The 19675-nt window shown below is 55.5% G+C and carries 10 protein-coding genes, 1 other RNA gene and 2 pseudogenes; 5 read left to right on the forward strand and 8 right to left on the reverse strand.

The window, feature by feature from the left end; all coding sequences use genetic code 11:
- Positions 1 to 41: 41 nt before the first annotated feature.
- The 3 genes from GE543_RS11360 to GE543_RS11370 are packed head-to-tail and all read right to left on the reverse strand — an operon-like array spanning position 42 to position 2194.
- Positions 42 to 356 (reverse strand): RnfH family protein, encoded by a 315-nt coding sequence (locus GE543_RS11360; RefSeq protein ID WP_024959663.1) that lies wholly within the window; start codon positions 354 to 356, stop codon positions 42 to 44.
- A complete protein-coding gene (locus GE543_RS11365) occupies positions 349 to 783 on the reverse strand; it encodes a type II toxin-antitoxin system RatA family toxin (protein ID WP_003400153.1) in 435 nt (144 codons plus the stop codon). The genes GE543_RS11360 and GE543_RS11365 overlap by 8 nt, the downstream gene beginning before the upstream one ends.
- Positions 784 to 790: 7 nt before the next feature.
- Positions 791 to 2194 (reverse strand): sodium-dependent transporter, encoded by a 1404-nt coding sequence (locus GE543_RS11370; protein ID WP_024648070.1) that lies wholly within the window; start codon positions 2192 to 2194, stop codon positions 791 to 793.
- 113 nt (positions 2195 to 2307) lie between these two features.
- On the opposite strand from GE543_RS11370, the gene smpB reads away from it, so the two are divergent.
- From smpB to ssrA, 3 genes are all read left to right on the forward strand, one after another.
- Positions 2308 to 2790 carry an SsrA-binding protein SmpB gene (gene smpB, locus GE543_RS11375; RefSeq protein ID WP_003400147.1) on the forward strand — a complete coding sequence of 161 codons (483 nt, stop codon included), beginning with the start codon at positions 2308 to 2310 and terminating at the stop codon, positions 2788 to 2790.
- 307 nt (positions 2791 to 3097) lie between these two features.
- Positions 3098 to 3382, forward strand: a complete 285-nt coding sequence (locus GE543_RS11380; protein WP_003364180.1) for a hypothetical protein — start codon at positions 3098 to 3100, stop codon at positions 3380 to 3382.
- A 110-nt stretch (positions 3383 to 3492) separates the two neighbouring features.
- Positions 3493 to 3884: a transfer-messenger RNA gene (gene ssrA / locus GE543_RS11385) on the forward strand.
- Positions 3885 to 4162: 278 nt separating this feature from the next.
- Here ssrA and GE543_RS11390 read toward each other — a convergent pair.
- Positions 4163 to 11689, reverse strand: a complete 7527-nt coding sequence (locus GE543_RS11390) for a neuraminidase-like domain-containing protein (protein ID WP_153221499.1) — start codon at positions 11687 to 11689, stop codon at positions 4163 to 4165.
- An 808-nt stretch (positions 11690 to 12497) separates the two neighbouring features.
- Here GE543_RS11390 and GE543_RS11395 point away from each other — a divergent pair.
- Positions 12498 to 13583, forward strand: coding sequence for a GGDEF domain-containing protein (locus GE543_RS11395; protein ID WP_153221473.1), 1086 nt, complete (start codon positions 12498 to 12500; stop codon positions 13581 to 13583).
- 15 nt (positions 13584 to 13598) lie between these two features.
- Here GE543_RS11395 and GE543_RS11400 read toward each other — a convergent pair whose 3' ends face one another.
- Positions 13599 to 14030, reverse strand: a complete 432-nt coding sequence (locus GE543_RS11400) for a GNAT family N-acetyltransferase (RefSeq protein ID WP_046271122.1) — start codon at positions 14028 to 14030, stop codon at positions 13599 to 13601.
- 389 nt (positions 14031 to 14419) lie between these two features.
- Here GE543_RS11400 and katG point away from each other — a divergent pair, with 389 nt between their 5' ends.
- Entirely contained in the window at positions 14420 to 16690 is a 2271-nt protein-coding gene (gene katG, locus GE543_RS11405; RefSeq protein ID WP_153221474.1) for a catalase/peroxidase HPI, read from the forward strand.
- Positions 16691 to 16778: 88 nt separating this feature from the next.
- On the opposite strand, the pseudogene GE543_RS27840 reads toward katG, so the two are convergent.
- From GE543_RS27840 to nhaA, 3 genes and pseudogenes are all read right to left on the reverse strand, one after another.
- Positions 16779 to 17066 (reverse strand): annotated as a pseudogene (locus GE543_RS27840) (methyl-accepting chemotaxis protein); the annotation flags it as partial.
- Positions 17067 to 18077: pseudogene (locus GE543_RS27640) on the reverse strand (PAS domain-containing protein); the annotation flags it as partial.
- Between the two features lie 265 nt (positions 18078 to 18342).
- Positions 18343 to 19521, reverse strand: coding sequence for a Na+/H+ antiporter NhaA (gene nhaA / locus GE543_RS11415; RefSeq protein WP_153221475.1), 1179 nt, complete (start codon positions 19519 to 19521; stop codon positions 18343 to 18345).
- Positions 19522 to 19675 lie beyond the last annotated feature (154 nt).

Genomic DNA, 19675 nt, shown 5'->3' on the forward strand with positions numbered 1-19675 from the left:
GCTTTTTTGTGTCTTCCATTCAGCCAGCGTTCAGCCCGAATTCATCCTGTAGGCGTTCTTTTCTCACGCGCCTTGGCCGCGCGCAGACGCCTGATCTCCATCGGGTCGGCCACCAGCGGACGATAAATCTCTATCCGCTCACCCGCCTCCAGCACCCGCGCAGCAGGATCAGCCACCACCTTGCCGAAGATACCGACGGCGCACAGGCTCAGATCCAGCTCGGGAAACTCCTTGTCCATACCGCTGAGTGCCAGCGCCTGACGTACCGAAGAGCCGGCCGGGACATCGACCGTCTTCAATACCTGGCGCTGCACTGAAGCGTAAACCACCTCTATCTGAATCGATGCGTCAGCCATGCAGCTCTTTCGCTCGCTGGCAGAACGCATCCACCAGCGTGTTGGCTGCCTGATTGAACAGCGGCCCCAGCGTGGCGCGAACGATAGTGCCGGCATAATCGAAGGACAGATCCAGACTGATCTTGCAGGCTTTCTCGCCCAACGGCTTGAACGTCCAGACACCGTGAAACTGTTCGAACGGCCCTTCGACCAGGTCCATCACGATCGACTCGCCGGGAACCAGCGTGTTGCGCGTCATGAACTTCTGGCTCAGACCACCCTTGGCGATCTCCAGGCTGGCGCGCATCTGCGCCTCACTGGCTTCAACCACGGTAGCGGACGAGCACCACGGCAAGAACTCGGGATAACGAGCCACATCATTGACCAGATCATAAAGGAACCCGGCCGGGTACGGCAGTAAAGCAGAGCGTTGTATATGCGTAGTCATGTGAGCGTCATTTCCAGAGCTGAGCGGCAAACACCACAAGAATGCCGAGCGGCGCCACGTAGCGCATCAAAAAGTACGTCAGGTTGAAGAGCAGCGGACTGCGAATCGACAATTCGTCGCGCACCGTCTCACGGCCCATCACCCAACCAGCGAATACTACAAAACACAACCCACCCAGCGGCAACATGATCCGCGAAGTGAAGAAATCAATGACTCCGAAGAAGTCCAGGCCAGTCGATGCGCCCCATTGATAGAGGTGGAATGCGCCTCCATCGTTCACGAAAAACTTGGCTTTTTGCCAGATATTGAACGAGAACACCGTGCCCAAGCCCACAAACCAGCAGGTAAAGGCCAGCCAGAACGTCACCCAGGCGCGGCGAATACGGGTGCGCTCGACCAGGTAGGCAACCATCGGCTCAAGCAACGAAATCGCCGAACTCCAGGCTGCAACGGCCACCAACACGAAGAACACGATGCCCATCAACTGGCCGAACGCGACGTTGCCGAATGCATAAGGCAGCGTGACGAACATCAGGCCCGGCCCCTCGCTGGGGTTCAGGCCTGCGGCGAACACGATCGGGAACAGCGCAAGGCCGGCCAACAGCGAAACGAAGGTATCGAGCAACGCGATGCCGACGACGGTGCTGCTGATCGACGCGCCTTTGGTCATATACGCGCCGTAGACCATGATCGAGCCGACACCAACGCTCAGGGAAAAGAACGCATGGCCCATCGCGGGCAGCAAGCCATCCAGCACCTTTTCGGGATTGAAGTCGAACATGAAATGCACGCCTTCCATGAAATGCCCGGTAGTCAGGCTATAGCCCAACAGCGCGAGCATCAGCAGGAACAGCATCGGCATCATGATGCGCAGGCTTTTCTCCAGCCCGGCCTCGACCCCCTTGCCGATCACCACCGCCGACAGCAGCATGAAAATGGTGTGCCACAGAATCAGACGCCATGGGTCGGCAATCACCGCACCGAAATACGCACCGACCTGATCCGGCGACACACCCTGAAAGTCGCCGCGCCCCATGTCGATGATGTAATCCAGCGACCAGCCGCCCACCACACTATAAAAGGAGAGAATCAGCAGCGCCGTGATCATCCCGGCGAACGCGCCCCAGGACCAGCGCGGCGAATGCCCCGCTTCCTGTGCCAGCGTCTTGAGCGCATTCGCAGGACTGAGCCGGGAACGACGGCCAATCAGCGTCTCGGCGATCATCACCGGAATACCGATCAGCGCGATGCACGCCAGAAAAACCAGTACAAATGCACCGCCGCCATAGGCACCGACCATGTACGGAAATTTCCAGATACTGCCCAGCCCCACAGCAGAGCCGGTGGCAGCCAGGATGAACACCCAGCGACTTGCCCAGCTACCGTGGACCGAAACCTTGTCCGTCGACATTATCGAAACGCCCAGCCAAAAAAGATCGCGCATTGTCCGGGATTCAACCTTTGTGCTCAAGCACGCGCTTTCCCGTAGCCGACATTGATGCAACTGCCTATAATGCGCCCCCTATGGCTAAGCTCAAGAAACACCCTACAGGGACCATCGCGCAAAATAAGAAAGCGCGTCACGATTACTTCATCGAACACAAGTTCGAGGCCGGTCTGGTCCTGTCTGGCTGGGAAGTAAAAAGCCTGCGTGCCACCAAGGTACAGCTGGTCGACAGTTATGTGCTGCTCAAGGATGGCGAGGCCTGGCTGATGGGTTGCCACATCACGCCTCTCAAGACTGCCAGCACACACGTCATCGCTGACCCGACACGCACCCGCAAACTGCTGCTGAACAAGCGCGAGCTCGAAAAGCTCACCAGCTCGGTTCAGCAGAAAGGCTATGCCTGCGTCGCCCTTTCCGTTTACTGGAAGGAGCACCTGGTCAAGTGCGAAATTGCGCTGGGTAAAGGCAAGAAGGAATACGACAAGCGTCACACCGAACGCGAACGCGATTCGGACCGTGAGCTGCAGCGTGCCGTGCGCTCCAAGGGCAAGGACGACTAGCTTCTGGCGCTGGCGTGTGCCAAATGTCCTGACGCGGATATTTGGCACTTCATATCGACCCCTTTACTCCCATACCCCGCCCCACTCCCAGCCTCAACCCGTTCGATACCTCCAAGCGAAGATCGCCTCATTTTGGTGCTTGAATGCGCAATGTGGCTATTTCGCAGTATTCCGAAAATAAAATAGAACGCCTGCGTTACACCACAGTCAATCCTTTAGGCCCAACTATTAAACGGGCTTTCAAACCCCTCGGGCGACGGCCTCAAACACCGGCCATACCGAGTCCACAGGTTACAAGGAGAGACACATGAAGCGTACCGCCCTCACTGGATTGTTCCTCAGCGCCGCCCTGTTGGCTTCGCCGGTTTTTGCCGCCGATGATTTGTGCGCCGCAAACATCAAGACCATCGAAAACGCCAACACCTCGTCCAGCACCAACTTGAGTCCGGAAAACAAGACCATGCTCGAGACCACTGTGAAGAACGCCAAAGCGGCCCAAGCGCAGAACGACGAGAAAAAATGCGTTGAGATCACCACCAAGACCATCACTTCCCTGAAAAATACCGGCTCGGGCAGCGAAGGCACCAAGTAAACCTCCGAGCAGGCCAGCCACCCAGGCTGGCCTGAACGATTGCAGCAGACGGGTCGACGTGCCACGCCAATTGGCGTACACTGCGCCCCAGCGATTGCGAAAGCAGTCTCGGGGCCGATTTGGATTCGACGCCGGTGATGAAACTTTAGGTGCATGCCGAGTTGGTAACAGAACTCGTAAATCCACTGTTGCAACTTTCTATAGTTGCCAATGACGAAACCTACGGGGAATACGCTCTCGCCGCGTAAGCGGTGCTAGCCTTCCTTCTGGTAGCTTCGGCTCCAGCAATCATCAGGGGATGCCTGTAAACCCGAAATGATTGTCATATAGAACAGGATCGTCGCCTAGTACGTTGTGGACGAAGCGACTAAAACTTACACAACTCGCCCAAAGCACCCTGCCCGTCGGGTCGCTGAGGGTTAACTTAATAGACACGGCTAAGCATGTAGTACCGACAGCGGAGTACTGGCGGACGGGGGTTCAAATCCCCCCGGCTCCACCAAATTGCAAATGAAGGCGCCCCAGGGCGTCTTTTTTGTGTCTGTGATTCAGAAAATACAGAGGTTTCGACGCTTTTGGAGTGCTATTGATATTCGCGCTCCAAATGGTATTCCAAAGCACCTGATGCGAGCTTTTGGAAACGCACGGCCAGGCGGCTAGCACCGCGAATGATGACCTAAGAAGCACTGGGGGGGGGGGCAGCGATGCCACTAACACCGGATCACTCACATGACTCTCCAAAAGACCCGCCCCCTTTGCAGGCGGGTCCAGCCAGGAAGACTATAGAGAGCGGATCGTGTAGTTGATATGCAAAATGATATCGGTCAGGCTTTCCAGCAGCGCCTTCTGTTTCGTTTCGGCCTGCGGGAAGCTGATTATCATGCTGCCCTCCGTGATATCTGCACCTTCAAACGGTAACCAACGCGGGTCATTAAAGTCGGGCTGAAACTGACCGCTGTCATTCACGCCTCGCGAGATTGCCATGTTGTCGCAGCCCGGCGGTAACTCGTTCACAACACCGGTATAATTGAGTACCGCGTGAACATCCTGATAAGGTCCTAACAAGGCGGGCAGTGATACGCTGACCTGCTTGATTCGGCGTTGATCTCCCAGCCCGCTGGGGTAGTCATCAACTATATTCAGATCCGCCAGTGTAATTGAAGCCGTTAACGCGCCGCTTTCGTCCAGCCTGACACGCTCGGCGCTGCCCTCTGGAGGCGTCTCACCGTTCAGCAACGCCGACACCGCAGCTGACAGCTCAAACTGATCGGTTTCTGCCAATGTGCTGCGATAAAAATCAGCCAGCGAAACAGTGCGTGTGACTTCAAGAGCACGTTTAGACCACTTCATCCGTGCGGTTTCCAACTGCGCCAGATTGAGCATAAGTCCCTCGCCACAGGTAAGTCCGGCCCAGGTACCCTGCCATCCACCACTGCGAATGTAGGTATCGCTCTTACCACTCTCCCAGTGCCACGCTTTTTCGGCCATCAGGCACCGAGACACAGCCAGGTCGTAAAACTGGAAGTAAATGGTTGCCAAACGACCACGCAGCCAGCTGTATAGAGCGCTATTACTAAACTTGGTCTGCAGAAAGTCCAACTGCGCCTGTGCTTGTCCTTGCTGCATCTCAAGGTGAGTTTTCTGCAGTTCAGCGGACTCTATGCGTACATCCAGAGCCGCCAGCTGGGCCTCAATCTGATGGATATCACCTTCTGCATTGTTGCGCTGGATCTCCCACTCCTCACGCCGGCGACGGTACATCTCTTCCTGAGCGATGCGTAAACTCGTTATCATCAACACATCGGACGCCATCGTAATACCAATGCCGACCGCATTGCCTACACCTTCATACTTCATACCGCCATTGGCGAGCCCGAAGATATTTGGCGCAAGGCCTGCAGCAGCTGCGGTCATATGCGCAACCTTTGCTCCAGCCGCAACCGATTGTGAAGCTACTTGCATCTCCATGGACAAACGTTCGCGAGCATTAATGTTTTCATCATGCATGCGGAAATAACTGTCGAATCGCTTCTGTGCACTGTCTTTGGCTTTAGAAAGGACCGCTTTTTCAGCCTCGAGCTCTCTGAGCGTGCCTTCTTGTACGCGGATACTGCTGACCATCAACTCAGTGCCCTGATTTTGTAATAAGGCATTCAGTGATTCTGCATCTTGGCGCTCGAGCACACCCTGCACCGCATTACCAAACTGAATAAGTTGAAATACCAGCCCGCGAGCACTTTCCAGCATCGGATCAAACCGCCAAAGAGGGAGAGAGGTGACGGGGAGCTCTGACCCGCCACTATTTTCTGCGGCCACGGCAGCGTTGAGCAAAGCCTTTGGATCGGCCGGCTTGGCAAACAGCGGCAACAGTAACGGTTGGCCGTCCAGCGTTAAGTTATGCCGTAAGTTGTACATGCGTTGGCGCAACGTTAACCAGTAGCCCTGCATGACATCGTTGACTTCCGGCAGGAACATTGCACTCGCCGCGGCCGTGTTTGTAGATGCCATAGCCTTAAGGGTTTCGGCTCTCCCCTCGCGCAGTAAGCTCAATACGGTCACGTGTTGCTCAGCCAACGCCTGAGAGGATGCATCGCCTAGCGATGGCTCAGTCCACTGCGCATTAGCGCGGATGTAGGGCTGCTCACCCAGCAGGTTCAGAGCCTGGCTGTACCAGACTTTCGCCTCGGTGAGGGTATCTCGCTCAAGCTTACGATAGGCAGAGTCGCCTCGAGCAATAAGCAAGTCCAATGCCCGCATGAAGGTAGCGACCTTGTAGTGCATAGGGTCATTTTGCGCCACGGCATCAGGATCTACGGCTTTGAGCGGGGCGTCGTTCCAACGGGTGTCCTCTTGGAGTGGGCGCACGTTCCAGTTACGGTCGACATGCTGACCGCGCACAACATAACCCGATGGGCTCCATACATAACGTAGCCATTGATCAGCCAGCGTGAACTGTTGTTCTTGCAGGAAGCGTTGCGCCGACATCATTGGGGTGTAGTAGAACAGCTCCCAGAAGTACAGGGCGTTGGCGCCTGAGAAGTCCATCGGTACGGTGCTATTATCACGCCCCGTAACGCTGTGGACTATATACGGAGCAAGAGCCCCCGCATGCCCGGGTCTCACGATATCGACAGGTCGACTGTCAGGTAAGTAACCAATCCAAACACTTTGGTTATTCGCGTTATTGAAGTCTGCACCTTGATACTGTATCCGCAGGTGAATCTCTTGTTCTAAAAACCAGCCGCCGCCAGGATAAGGAACAAACAGCTCCACTGGCGTTATAGCCTGATCACTGAGATTCCCCGACCACGCGAGATAATTATCATCAACCTCAGCAAATGATTGATAATAAATCCTTACCCATTTCTCATCGCCGTGTTGCGCCTGGTCATAGACGGGCAAATTAAGCGTCACAAAAAACCCCTCGCCCAGCTGAGGCTCCTGAATCTCTTGCGTCTCGTAGCTAAGAATAGTGTCAATACCTGAAGCAGCCCGCTCCACCAACTGGCGGGCAAACAGTGTATTGAGACGTGTGCGATAGGCGTCGACCTCCATATATTGAGCTTTTTCATGGGTGTTTTTTATTTTGATGATGTTTGTTGCATCAGAAGCATTGCGAGTCAGGGTAACAAGCCAATCCATATGATCACCATCTCTGACGGTCAAACTGAAAGCCAAATCATAAGAGGGAAGGACACCCCAGTCTTTACTAACCTCAACATTACTAACGTTAAAATTGTAAACCATCCCATCTTCTCCACTATTAAATGGAGGAAGAGGATCCACATAATCCATGGCCAAAAAAGTCTGATTTTTCTTGCCGTCATAAACATTGAGTTTAACGCGATCAGGTAAAAGAGGGAAAAGAACATTAACCATCCACTCAGGCTGAGCATAAAAACCATAAGAAAAATATGAAAAATCCATCTTCACAGAATAACCAAGATCGCCCAGAATAATTATCGCATCAGGAAGCGGATCATCGTAAACCACTACATAATATTCAGCTAAAAAGACGCTACCACCCTCTAGGACCCGAGCACCAATACCATAATAATTCACAGTAACAGAAATAGGCTTTATGCTCGAAAAGGAATACCTAAAAAGCAAAACTATTTTATTATGATACCTGACTAACCATACCTTGTCGTCGTCAGTATGTAATTGCCTGAAGATAGATAATTCAGCAAAGCTGCTGTCAATTTTAGATATCGTTTTCACCGCATCAGGAGCCCGCGTTGTAATTCTCACCTGCTTAGCTATGGAAAGTAGCGCATTAGGTTCTGACCCATTTGAGTCGACCGTATAACTTCCAGACCAATATGAGAAAATATAATTTGGCATATATGCCGTGGCAGGCACTTCCCGCAACACACTCAACCCGTGAGCATATTTATTATTTATAATATTTTCTTTAGCGGTATCAAGCTCGTACTTCATGGATGCAAGAAAAGTGGGAGCGGAGTCTTCCCTCTGATCCGACGTCATGTCTTCATAAACATAGACTAAATGCATGTCACTTTCAGCCGGCTCATCTGATGTATAACTCTCCCCTTTTTTATAGAGCAGCACCGCCATAGTTGTTTCAGTGTCATAACTAGTGCAATACAGACCTGGCGGCTCAATGACCGGCTCAGTGCCTGACTCAACGGCCCCTGCAAATGACTTTATTTTGTCAGTCACATCAATGATTTTCGGTGACGTCCAGTTGCCGTCGTAACGCAGGTAGGAAATATTGATGGCGTAATCAAACACTTTCGTAGTGCCCGGCATACCTTGCGCATCAGGCGGTGTCACGTTTTTTCGCTCTAACCAGCAAAGATAAAGGCGCGATTTGAAAATCACTGGCCGGATACAGTCTCCCCACGGCTGTGCGGCACACTCTATCTTGCGCCAGTCTGTCCAGGCGTTCGCCGCTAACTGACCGTCTTCACCGCGCCGGCCTTCGTCCGCGCTGCGCCAGTAGAATTCACGCACCTCGCTCTGGTTAGTACCAATGAAGTAGGTCTTTCCCTCGTGAACATCCAGGTTGTCGTGATAGCCACTGATCACCCTGAGATTGGCCACCTCCTCAAAACTGTTGAGGTAGGTGTTGAATGCGTCCCCGACCGTATCGGTATTGAGTTGCGCCTGCCCCAACGTTTGCAGCATCGTATTCATCATGCCGCTTTGGCCCAGACGCACCGTGGGATCAACGTAGTTCTCCGGGTAGTAGACTAACTTCGCCGCGCCTGCCCAGGTGCTGTAGCGCTGGTTATAGCGTTCCCAGTCGGTAAAGAATTGACCCGTCACTGTCGCCTTATCCACGAAACCTTGTGACTCGGGCGCACTTAAGGTCCGTTGTATAAATGTCTGCAAGCTCACAATGGCTTCAGCCACTCGAGAGGTCATGACCTGCGGCCCGTTAAGGTTGTCCAAAAACAGATATTGATAAAGCCCTTCGCGGGAGCTATTTGCCAACTGGGCAGTCATCCCGGACTTGAGCAAATAACCGCACAGGGCGGCGCTGAGTCCGGAGGCCAAAGCCGCCTCCATGCCTTTCGTCTCGTTTTGCGATAGTCCGGCTGAGAACGCATCTGCAACGCGCACCCAGTCGTCCCATGCCGGCTGATTATCTGCTGCATAGTCCAGCGCAAGAAGCTCCCCGATATTCACGGGTGTCACACCAAAGGCGGCGCTCAATGCCGCCCACTGCAACACAGCGTCGATCTCCGACCACGCACTCAGCTGTGTGTCTGAAGCGGCTTGAGCCTGGGCAAATGCTTGCTCAGTAGCCTGCTCGAACCTTGCCGCATCGTCATTCAGCGCAATGGCAAGATCGGCCGGGGTGAGGGTGTCCGCCACAAAGGCTGCCAGTAAGGTAGACGCACCATCACCCAGGCTTTTTAGCCAGGCACTAAAGTTGCACAGCGCTTGTACCGTTGCCAAAGCACGCGGCAACACCACGGTCTCTGGCACAGGACCCAAGAGCCGAGCAGGACTGGCTACAAACAATGAAAAGGCTTGGGGGTTGATACCTGTGGCGTGATAAATCAGCGCCAATTGCGCCAGGCCGTAGCAAAAGGCAACGGCCTTCACATCGTTGGTCGCCGCCCCGTCCCAGAATTGATCCACGGTCCACTCAGCGGGCTGGAGGCCATTGGCCCAGGCCAGAACCGACTCAGCCACTGCGGCGGACGGTAGCGCTAAAGACGAAACCAAAACGGGTGCAAGAAGAGAGATACGTTTAGCCAACGTATCGGCGTCACCGTTAGCGTCTATCACTCGCTTGACTTCGTCCAGTAGCGCCGAAATTTCGGTGCTGGCCACCTGCATAAATGTGGGGCGCGTTAGCAGCTCAACGGAGGCAACGGTCAGTTTTCGGGCGTTAAGCCACTGCGTCAGGCTGTCGACCTTTTGCAGCCAACCTGACCATAGCTGAGTATTCTCTAGCTCGGAGGTGAGCCTGGGCAAGTCAGCAGCTTTTAGTAGTTGCCTTAGCTCCGCCACACTAAGCCCATGCAGTCGGGCCCAACGACTCAAGGCGTACATCGCTGAAAGATTTTTCAGGTTAAGGGTAAAGGCACCTGTAGATACGCTATTGTCGAATATACTTAGTAACGTAAAAAGACCCACATCATCAACGTTAAACGCGCGTTTCAAAACAGCTTTTTCAAAAGAGTGGTCGGCCGCGTTATCCGGCAGCAGGTTTATCTGGGTCGTCGACGGCGCGAATGACTCGCCATTGAGCGGCGGACTATTAAATACTTGATCGAACAGGCTTTTATTGTCGTCATAACCCGATTGAGACAACAATCCTCCGCAGAGCACCAACGCTTCTTCAGGCTCAACGCCATAACGCTGTACGCAGCGCTGAACCTGAAACAGAAGCTGCAATGTCTCATCGGTAATATTATTAGGATTAACGCTATTGACAATAGTTTCCAACGCTCTAGGATGCATCCCTGTGGCACGCCACAGGCGTATCGCCTTATTAAACTTAAGCAAGTAAGCTACCGCCGAGCGACTAATACTTACCTCGTACGCAACAGGAGCACGAATAAATAAGCCGTCTTCGCGATACCTTTCCAAATAAAGCGTAAAGCTACCCTCTGGAACGCCCGACGCTATCTGAACGGCACACGTGGTTCCCACATCCGGCGGGGTCCAGTCAGGATCATCAAATAGAGTGTCCCCGTTATTTAAGCGTACCCGAAACGCGCTAAATTCCGGATGAACATTATTGTAACTGAATCTGAATTCATAGACGCCCGATCCTTTAGGGAACAACCAAGCAAAGTCTAATGTATAATGCTGACCGCACTGTAAACGGTAGACCGCGCCATCAATCATAGTCGTGAGCACATTATCGACGTATTCGCCTTCTCCGCCTCCGTCTTGCTCACCCTCCCAGTCAATGGTTGTAAACAGCGTCACCTCTTCGTCACTGAGTCCGTAATAACGACGCAAACCCTGCGGATTCAGCAGGTACTCTTGAGGTAAGTCTCCAAAGTTTTTAGCGTATAGCTCTGCTGCGTTTTCCGAAGTGACCTCCTCGGTCAAAATAGTGTACAACTCAGGAGGCATATCAAAGGCCATTCCCGCCATAGTAGCCCCGGAAAACAACCCCGTTACCCGAGGGTTGGCCGCTAACTGTTTAAACTTAGGGTCCTTCTGTATACGACTCTGACGCAGACGTGCATGGGGGTGGTGATACGGTGTCGAGCCACTGAGTCGATACGTAGACAGCCATTCCAATATCGAATCCTGATCCTCTTCGCCTCCCTCCAGCTTCCGCGATTCGCCAGCCAAGGTCATTAACACCTCGTTGGAGAGCGAGAGTGCAGAAACCTCCTTGCTCATATTGCTCTGGCTGAGTAATAACCCCTTTAGGTCGGGCCGGCGCTTATCAATGTGATAAGGCGACTCTTCCGGGTACAAGCCGCGAGCATTGCGGTAGAGAGCCGTCAAGTAGGCCGCGGGTGAGAACATCGATGATACAGAGCCTGGTGAAGTATAGACGCTGGCGCGATTACCAAACTGCTCTTCATAATCACGTAACGATGCGCCCGGAGGGTTGATGCCTAAACGCACTGCGTTTTTCAGCAATGGAGAGGATCGAGCCAGCAAGCATTTCTCGTAAATGAGCGCCGCATCCCGCTCCTCTCGGGCAGCCTCGTACAGTTCGTCGACCTCACTGGATAATAACTCGCGAGTCGATAGCTTCTGACGGAAGGCTGCGACGGAGGTCAACGCCTGCGCAGCCAGTGAATCCAGCCCCGCACGCGCTGACAAGCGTTTTATTCTGGACAATCTATTAAGACCCATGGAAATATCCTTATAATTAAATTCGCACACATGGCTGTGTTTGGGGCTATGAAAGCACTGTCACAATTACAGTCGGAAATACATTGCCACCTCTCGGAGTGAGGAGCCTGGCGCTCAAGTGTTGTTCATGATAATTGAGCGTAGCCATGAACTAATCTTTAGCAACATGAACCCATCAAACTCATGATGACCGGTTAAAAGCGGGCGCTCGTCTTTTAGGCGAGAATGCTTTAGGCGAGCAGGTTTTATAGATCGATATAGTTGATGACGTCGCGCTTATTCCAGTGTTCTGTTTTCTAAATAACTCACTTTACGTTTAAGGTTTCAAGCGCCTCACGTCTCCATGGGATTTTATTCAACGTCTCCTGTCCCTTTGCGTTGCAAAACGTATCGGACTGGCTGAGCATTTCGTAACGCTGTGAACCCCGGATAAATACAGATCCTGGGTGGAACAAGATTATTTACCTGGCCCGCGTCGATGGAATTACAGTGACAACAGGGCTGATCCATCTCAAGAGCAGGGAGGTGGAGGCAATCTTCGTATTGCCCGCATTCATGGACCAGGGCGGAAGCGCCCATGCTGTCTACATCTGACCATCGGGCTACGTCTGGCTGCGCAAGCAACTGTAGATCAGTCCGGCCGCTGCCCTGCTCTTCATCCTCCCAAGCCTGCCCCCCGCCACCGTAAGACCAGCGGCCATTCCGCTCATCTGACAATAAAGTATAGTGGCCATATATCATCACCCCTCTCGACCAAGGCGTGTGCCGTCGATAACGCTTCGACCGGCATAAGTATGGAAAACAGCACATGCCGCAACGAAGAAACCTGAAAAACTCTATTTTCGTCCCCCTGAAGCTGTCTCAATTGATCGGTCTTTTCAGTTGGGTTATCAGCTGGTGCCTGAACCCGTCCATTGATCGATCACTGGATATATTCATCTGCTGCGCGCTGGCGGGGGCGACGCTGTCGATCATTGTCACGTCCAATAGCAGGAGCATGCTGGCGTGGCGTCTGTTCGGCATCATTTACATGGCATCCCTGACCTTTCTGTTCAGGGAACAGATCGAACGCATGGGCGTGGAAGCGTCGATGTGGGGCCTGGTTGTCACCTCCCTGCTCATCACGGGCATGAGCGTATTCTTCGTCAAGTTTATTGATTACGTCGCCGCGGCGGCGTTGATCTGGTTGATCATGTGGCAAATGGACCTTACGGCCGTCGGCGTCAATCATGCACCTCTGTTTTATGTGCTCCTGATCAGCTCGACCTTGCTGGGCGGCTGCCTGAATGCGACCTTCCTGAGCCTGATCATGCAGACCATGGCAGCCAGGGACCGCTATCAGGAACTGTCCGAAACCGACACCCTGACGCACGCCCCCAATCGCCGTGCGCTGGTTGCCAGTCTGAATACAGCACTGACGTCCACTGAGAAATCGTCGTTGTGGTTTGCCATGCTTGATCTGGATCACTTTAAAAGTATCAACGACACCCATGGTCACGACGTGGGTGACCACGTCCTTGTTGGTTTTGCGACACTCCTCAAGGGCACAAAGGGGCGGATCGCTTTCGGGCGTCTGGGCGGCGAAGAGTTTGGCGTAATCTTATCGGCGGCGAACGCCCGAGACGCTGTACACGCACTGGAAGAGTTATTGATGCTCGCGCAAAAAGATGAAACGGCTCAAGTGCCCTATTCATTCAGTGGCGGCGTTGCAAGTTTATCGCGGGTTGAAACGGTCAACGACCTGTTGAAAGAGGCCGATGAGAACCTGTATCACGCCAAGCGCAGTGGCAGAAAATGTATTTCCTTTGAGGGCAGGATAGTTTCGTCGAGCGCTGCAAGTACGACGAAGCAGAATCAAGCGACGCAATCAGTTGATGCGCCTACGCACGCGTAGCGCCCGTCTGCCCCTTCAAACATTGCCGCCCCGCCGCACGTTCGAATACCGATCGATATCCTCCCGCAACGTCCACCCCTGCCGGTGCCAATAACGCCCGGCCGCTTCATTGCTCTTCATGACGTCCAGATGACACTTGTAAATACCCAGCGCGTCCAGACACTCGAGGCAGCGTTCGACCAACTCATGGGCAATACCGCGCCCGCGATACTCGGGCAGCACAATCAAATGCTGCAGATAACCGCGGCGTCCGTCATGCCCGCACATCACGCAGCCGCACAAGGCGCCGTCCGCCTCGGCGACGAAACTCATGCCGGGGTTGCGTTCAAGGTAGCGTGCGGTGGCTTCGCGTGAATCGGCGTCGCGCAGGGAAATGCCCGGTGTGGTGCGCATCAGTTCGATGACCGCGTCGTAATCGTCCAGGGTCATGCTGCGAATCGTGATCATGGGCTAAGCGGCCTGCCGTCTCATGGGCTGCACAGGTTAGCAGAGCCGCTTGATGCCTTGATGACAGCGCTGCCAGAGTCTGCCTATCGCCCCGTAATGTTCTTTCTATTAGAAATCTTCGTGAAGAAGGCTAATCTGCATAAGCATCGGCGAGAGTCGTGCGGTTTCACCCTGATAAGGAGATAACAATGAGCTCAAGTTTGCGACGCACGCTGTGGGCTCGGCTCGCAGCAATCTGATGATCGCTGTGCTGCGTATCTGTAGAGCTGGCCTGATCGTTGACCGAGCAGCCGGCATGAACCCAGTGCTGTTGAGTTCCGTCATCACTGTCTGAGGTCCCACGAGTGGACTGGATGGCCGGATGCAAATGACAAAAAGGTGTATCAAGCATGTCAACTGAATCGAAATGCCCCTTCAACCACGCTGCCGGCGGCGGCACCACCAACCGTGACTGGTGGCCCAAGCAGCTGAATCTGAAGATCCTGCATCAGCATTCCTCGCTCTCTGACCCGATGGGCGAGAGTTTCGACTATGCCAAGGAATTCAAGAGCCTTGACATCGAAGCGGTCAAACAGGACCTGCGCAACGTCATGACTCAGTCTCAGGACTGGTGGCCGGCAGACTTCGGCCACTACGGCCCACTGTTCATTCGTATGGCCTGGCACAGCGCCGGTACCTACCGCACAGGCGATGGTCGTGGCGGTGCAGGTGCTGGTCAGCAACGTTTTGCGCCGCTCAACAGTTGGCCTGACAACGTCAGCCTGGACAAGGCGCGCCGCCTGATCTGGCCGATCAAGCAGAAGTACGGCCGCAAGATCTCCTGGGCTGACCTGATCGTGCTGACCGGTAACGTCGCGCTCGAATCCATGGGCTTCAAGACCTTCGGTTTCTCCGGGGGGCGCGCGGATGTCTGGGAACCGGAAGAAGACGTGTACTGGGGTTCCGAGACCACCTGGCTGGGTGGTGAAGAACGCTACGGCGCGCAGAAGAAAATGCAGCAACCGGGCGACGGCACGCTGGTGGCCGAGCCGGAAAATCACGCCAACGAAGAAAGCCGTACCGCCAGTGGCGAACGCAATCTGGAAAACCCGCTTGCCGCCGTGCAGATGGGCTTGATCTACGTGAACCCTGAAGGCCCTGAAGGTGTGCCGGACCCGGTTGCTTCGGCAAGGGATATCCGCGAAACCTTCGGTCGTATGGCGATGAATGACGAAGAGACCGTGGCGCTGATCGCCGGTGGTCACGCGTTCGGCAAGACCCACGGTGCCGGCCCTGCCGACAACGTTGGTCCAGAGCCTGAAGCAGCCGGCCTTGAAGAGCAGGGTTTTGGCTGGAGAAACAAATTCGGCAGCGGCAAGGGTGGCGACACCATCACCAGCGGCCTGGAAGTGACCTGGACTTCGACGCCGACCAAATGGAGCAACGAGTACCTCGAAAACCTCTTTGGCTTCGAATGGGAACTGACCAAGAGCCCGGCAGGTGCGCATCAGTGGACGCCGAAGAACGGCGCTGGCGCTGGCAAGATTCCGGATGCCCACGATCCATCCAAGCGTCATGCACCGAGCATGCTGACCTCTGACCTGGCGCTGCGCTTCGATCCGGCTTACGAACAGATCTCCCGCCGCTTCCTGAACAACCCTGAGCAACTGGCCGACGCGTTCGCCCGTGCCTGGTTCAAGCTGACTCACCGTGACATGGGCCCGCTGGCCCGCTACCTCGGCCCGGAAACACCGGCCGAAGAGCTGCTGTGGCAAGACCCGATTCCAAACGTTGATCATGCGTTGGTGGATGATCAGGATGTGGCCGCACTCAAGGCCAAGATTCTTGCTTCGGGCCTTTCGGTCTCGCAGCTGGTATCGACGGCCTGGGCGGCAGCTTCTACCTTCCGTGGCTCGGACAAGCGCGGTGGTGCCAATGGCGGCCGCCTGCGTCTGGCTCCGCAGAAGGATTGGGCGGTCAATCAGCCTGCGCATCTGGCGGGCGTGCTGAACACCCTCGAGGGCATTCAGAGCGAGTTCAACGCAGCTCAGTCGAACGGCAAGAAGGTTTCAATCGCCGATCTGATCGTCCTGGCGGGTAACGCAGGTGTCGAGCAGGCTGCGAAACATGCAGGTCAGCACGTCACGGTTCCGTTCGCACCGGGCCGCGCCGATGCGTCTCAGGAGCAGACCGATGTTGAGTCGTTCAGCTTCCTCGAGCCGATCGCCGATGGTTTCCGCAACTATCAGAAGGGGCATTACAAGGTCTCGGCAGAATCGTTGCTGGTCGACAAGGCGCAACTGTTGACCCTGACTGCACCGGAAATGACTGTACTGCTGGGCGGCCTGCGGGTCTTGAACATCAACGTCGGACAGAGCAAGCATGGCGTCTTCACTGATCAGCCAGGCACCCTGACCAACGACTTCTTCAAGAACCTGCTGGACATGGGCGTGGAGTGGAAAGCGACCGCGGGTGGCACTGATACCTTCGAGGCCCGTGACCGCAAGACTGGCGCAGTGAAATGGACCGGCACCCGTGTCGATCTGGTCTTCGGCTCGCATGCTCAACTGCGTGCGATTGCCGAGGTGTATGGCAGCTCCGATGCACACGAGAAGTTCGTCAAAGACTTCGTGGCAGCCTGGACCAAGGTGATGAACCTGGACCGCTTCGACCTGGCTTGATGTGTCTGATGTGCTGAGTTGAAAAACGCCTCCCTTGCGGAGGCGTTTTTTTGCGGCTATCAAAAAGCGAAGGCTGATTTTATCAGCGGCTCATCATGCTTGCCGCCTGCTCCGTCGCTTCGGTGGTTCTGGTCGCCAGCTTGCGGACTTCATCCGCCACAACCGCAAAGCCCCGCCCTGCTTCACCGGCGCGTGCAGCTTCGATTGCCGCATTGAGCGCCAGAAGGTTGGTCTGGCTGGCAATGCTCTGGATAGTGCCAACTATCTGGGTCAGTTGAGCGATGTTCTCTTCCAGGTTTTTCTGATGCTGTGCTTCGGTGTCGCGAAGAGCGTCCTGCTCATGTTTCAAATGCACATCCACCAACGCCCCCACCACCCTGAGTGGAACACCTTCGGGATTGCGCCGGGTCTGACCACGCGCACGGAACCAGCGGTACTCGCCGGTTTTCATCTTCAGGCGGTACTCGATATCGAACGGAGTCTTGCCAGTCCGGTCATTCAAATGCGCACCGAACGCCGTCAGACTGCGCTCCTTGTCTTCAGGGTGCAGCCGTGACGCCCAGCTATCCAGCACGTCGGGAAACTCTTCGACCGTTTCAAAACCCAGCAGGCGCCTGAACTGGGGGGACCACCAGAACGGATTGCGCGCATTGACCGGGTCGCCAGCAATGACCTCCATGTCCCAAAGACCGTCGGAGAGCATCTCCCGAGCCAGTTCGAAGCGGGTAATGATCACATCGTGTTCAAGATCACGCTCAAGCTCGTCGTGAATATCCCGCAGAGAACCGGCGACCCGCAGCGGCGTTCCGCGTGCGTCTCTTAACGTTTCGCCCTGGGCATAAAACCAGCGATAAGTGCCGTTCTTCATCGCCAGACGATTCTTGATCCGATACGGCGTGTTGCCGGAACGGTCATTCAGGTGTTTGGCAAATGCGTCCAGCGAGGCTTGTTTATCCTGAGGATGAAGCCGGTCTGCCCAGCTCGCCAGTACGTTGGGGAAATCGCGCTCGTCGTTGAAGCCGAGCAATGTGCGAAATTGCTGCGACCACCAGAATCGATTGTTCGGGTTGACCGGATCGCCCGCGACCACCTCCATGTCCCAGAGGCCCTCACTTGACGCGCGGTTGACCAGATCAAAGCGTGTTTCATAAGCGGCAGCCGAGGCAGAGGCTTCGCCCAGCAGATGGCGGGCGGTTTCCAGTTCTTGCTCAAGCGCGGCAATACGTTGCTCGTCGAGGCGACGCTGGGTGCTCAGCGAGCTCCAGCATTCAAGTACCGCAGTCTTTTCCGCACATCCCCCTACCGCGGGCTCAGTGCCGCCCTTGAGCGAGGAGATCAGTTGCTGAAGGGCCTTTTTGTCACGACGGGGGCTGAACAGGTGAAGCATGCTGTGGGCTCTCAAAGTAGGAGAAGTTGGCCGAGTCCCTGGCACGTCCCGTCTTTATCGTCCTGCCGCCCGGTTTCTGTAATGCCAGATTGCAATCAGATAATGGTCACTCGTTCCAGCATCAACTTCACGGCCTGCTGATCGGTTTGCGCCCCTGCCACCGACTTCGCTACCCGGATGCGGACGCAGAGCGTCCAGAACGGCATTCCACTGGAGCGTGAGTAACGATAGTCTTGTAACTATCGTGCCAAGGACTACTGCAGTTTCACGCCTGCGGCGCAAACCTGCGCAATACCACCACACCCAGCACAGCCGACAACACCGACCCGATCAGCACGCCCACCTTGACCTCGTCGACCAGTTCCGGCGCGCCCGGGAAGGCCAGTGCGCCAATGAACAGGCTCATGGTGAAGCCGATACCACACAAGGCTGCGACGCCATACAACTGGCCCCAGTTGCTGCCGTCCGGCAAGCGCGCCAGGCCAGCGCGAATCGCCAGCGCGGCCATGGCGAATATGCCGACCTGCTTGCCGACCAGCAGCCCTAGCGCAACGCCGAGCGGAACCGGGTCCACGAGCTTGTCGGCGGTAATGCCCGACAGTGACACGCCAGCGTTGGCAAAACCGAAGATCGGTACGACGGCAAACGCCACCCACGGGTGCAGCTTTTCTTCCAGATGCAGCAGCGGCGAGCGAGCCTCTTCATCGGGTTTGCCCAACGGGATGCACAGCGCTAGCGCGACGCCCGCGAGGGTGGCGTGGATACCGGACTGGAGCATGAAAAACCACAGCAGCGCGCCTACAACCAGGTAAGGCAGCAGTTTTTTAACACCCAGACGATTCAGCGCGACGAGCACGGCGATGGAGCCCAGCGCTGCGAGCAGCATGGGAATGGAGAGATCGCTGGTGTAGAACAACGCGATGATCAGTACCGCGCCGAGATCATCGAGAATCGCCAGTGCCGACAGGAAGATCTTCAGTGACAGCGGCACGCGCTTGCCCAGCAGTGACAGCACGCCCAGGGCGAATGCGATGTCGGTCGCTGCCGGAATGGCCCAGCCGCCGATGGTGTCTGGCCGCCCCCAGTTGAAGGCTACATAGATCAGCGCCGGAACCAGCATGCCGCCCAGCGCCGCAAAGCCTGGCAGGGCCCTCTGGCTCCAGGAGGCGAGCTGACCGGCGAGCACCTCGCGCTTGATCTCCAGGCCGACGAGCATGAAGAAGATCGCCATCAGACCGTCGTTGATCCAGTGCGAAACCGACAACCCGGCGAACACTGCGTGCAGCGCGGCGAAGTAGCTGTCGGCCAGCGGTGAGTTGGCAACGATCAGGGCCGCCAGCGCAGCCGCCATCAACACCAGCCCGCCAGCGGATTCAGCAGCGAAGAAACGCGTGATGAACGCCAACGCGTTCGGGGATTCGGTACGGGGGGTGGGTTTGTGCATGACAGCTCCGCGGGGGTACAGCGCAAAAAGGCCGCAATTTTACCACCCGCAGAACCTGTCAAAGGCCTGGTAAACCTGAGGATACAAATTAACGTTTCCCGACCGAAAGCAGGCCGCGAAACGCCGCAGAAGAGTGCCTGCCGATCAGGCAGGT

The sequence above is a fragment of the Pseudomonas sp. SZ57 genome, from assembly GCF_009495975.1.
Taxonomy (GTDB): Bacteria; Pseudomonadota; Gammaproteobacteria; order Pseudomonadales; family Pseudomonadaceae; genus Aquipseudomonas; species Aquipseudomonas syringae.

Coding starts and splice junctions, on each gene's coding strand:
- GE543_RS11360 (WP_024959663.1), bottom strand. CDS start 356: ATGGCTGACGCATCGATTCAGATAGAGGTGGTTTACGCTTCAGTGCAG.
- GE543_RS11365 (WP_003400153.1), bottom strand. CDS start 783: ATGACTACGCATATACAACGCTCTGCTTTACTGCCGTACCCGGCCGGG.
- GE543_RS11370 (WP_024648070.1), bottom strand. CDS start 2,194: ATGTCGACGGACAAGGTTTCGGTCCACGGTAGCTGGGCAAGTCGCTGG.
- smpB (WP_003400147.1), top strand. CDS start 2,308: ATGGCTAAGCTCAAGAAACACCCTACAGGGACCATCGCGCAAAATAAG.
- GE543_RS11380 (WP_003364180.1), top strand. CDS start 3,098: ATGAAGCGTACCGCCCTCACTGGATTGTTCCTCAGCGCCGCCCTGTTG.
- GE543_RS11390 (WP_153221499.1), bottom strand. CDS start 11,689: ATGGGTCTTAATAGATTGTCCAGAATAAAACGCTTGTCAGCGCGTGCG.
- GE543_RS11395 (WP_153221473.1), top strand. CDS start 12,498: ATGCCGCAACGAAGAAACCTGAAAAACTCTATTTTCGTCCCCCTGAAG.
- GE543_RS11400 (WP_046271122.1), bottom strand. CDS start 14,030: ATGATCACGATTCGCAGCATGACCCTGGACGATTACGACGCGGTCATC.
- katG (WP_153221474.1), top strand. CDS start 14,420: ATGTCAACTGAATCGAAATGCCCCTTCAACCACGCTGCCGGCGGCGGC.
- nhaA (WP_153221475.1), bottom strand. CDS start 19,521: ATGCACAAACCCACCCCCCGTACCGAATCCCCGAACGCGTTGGCGTTC.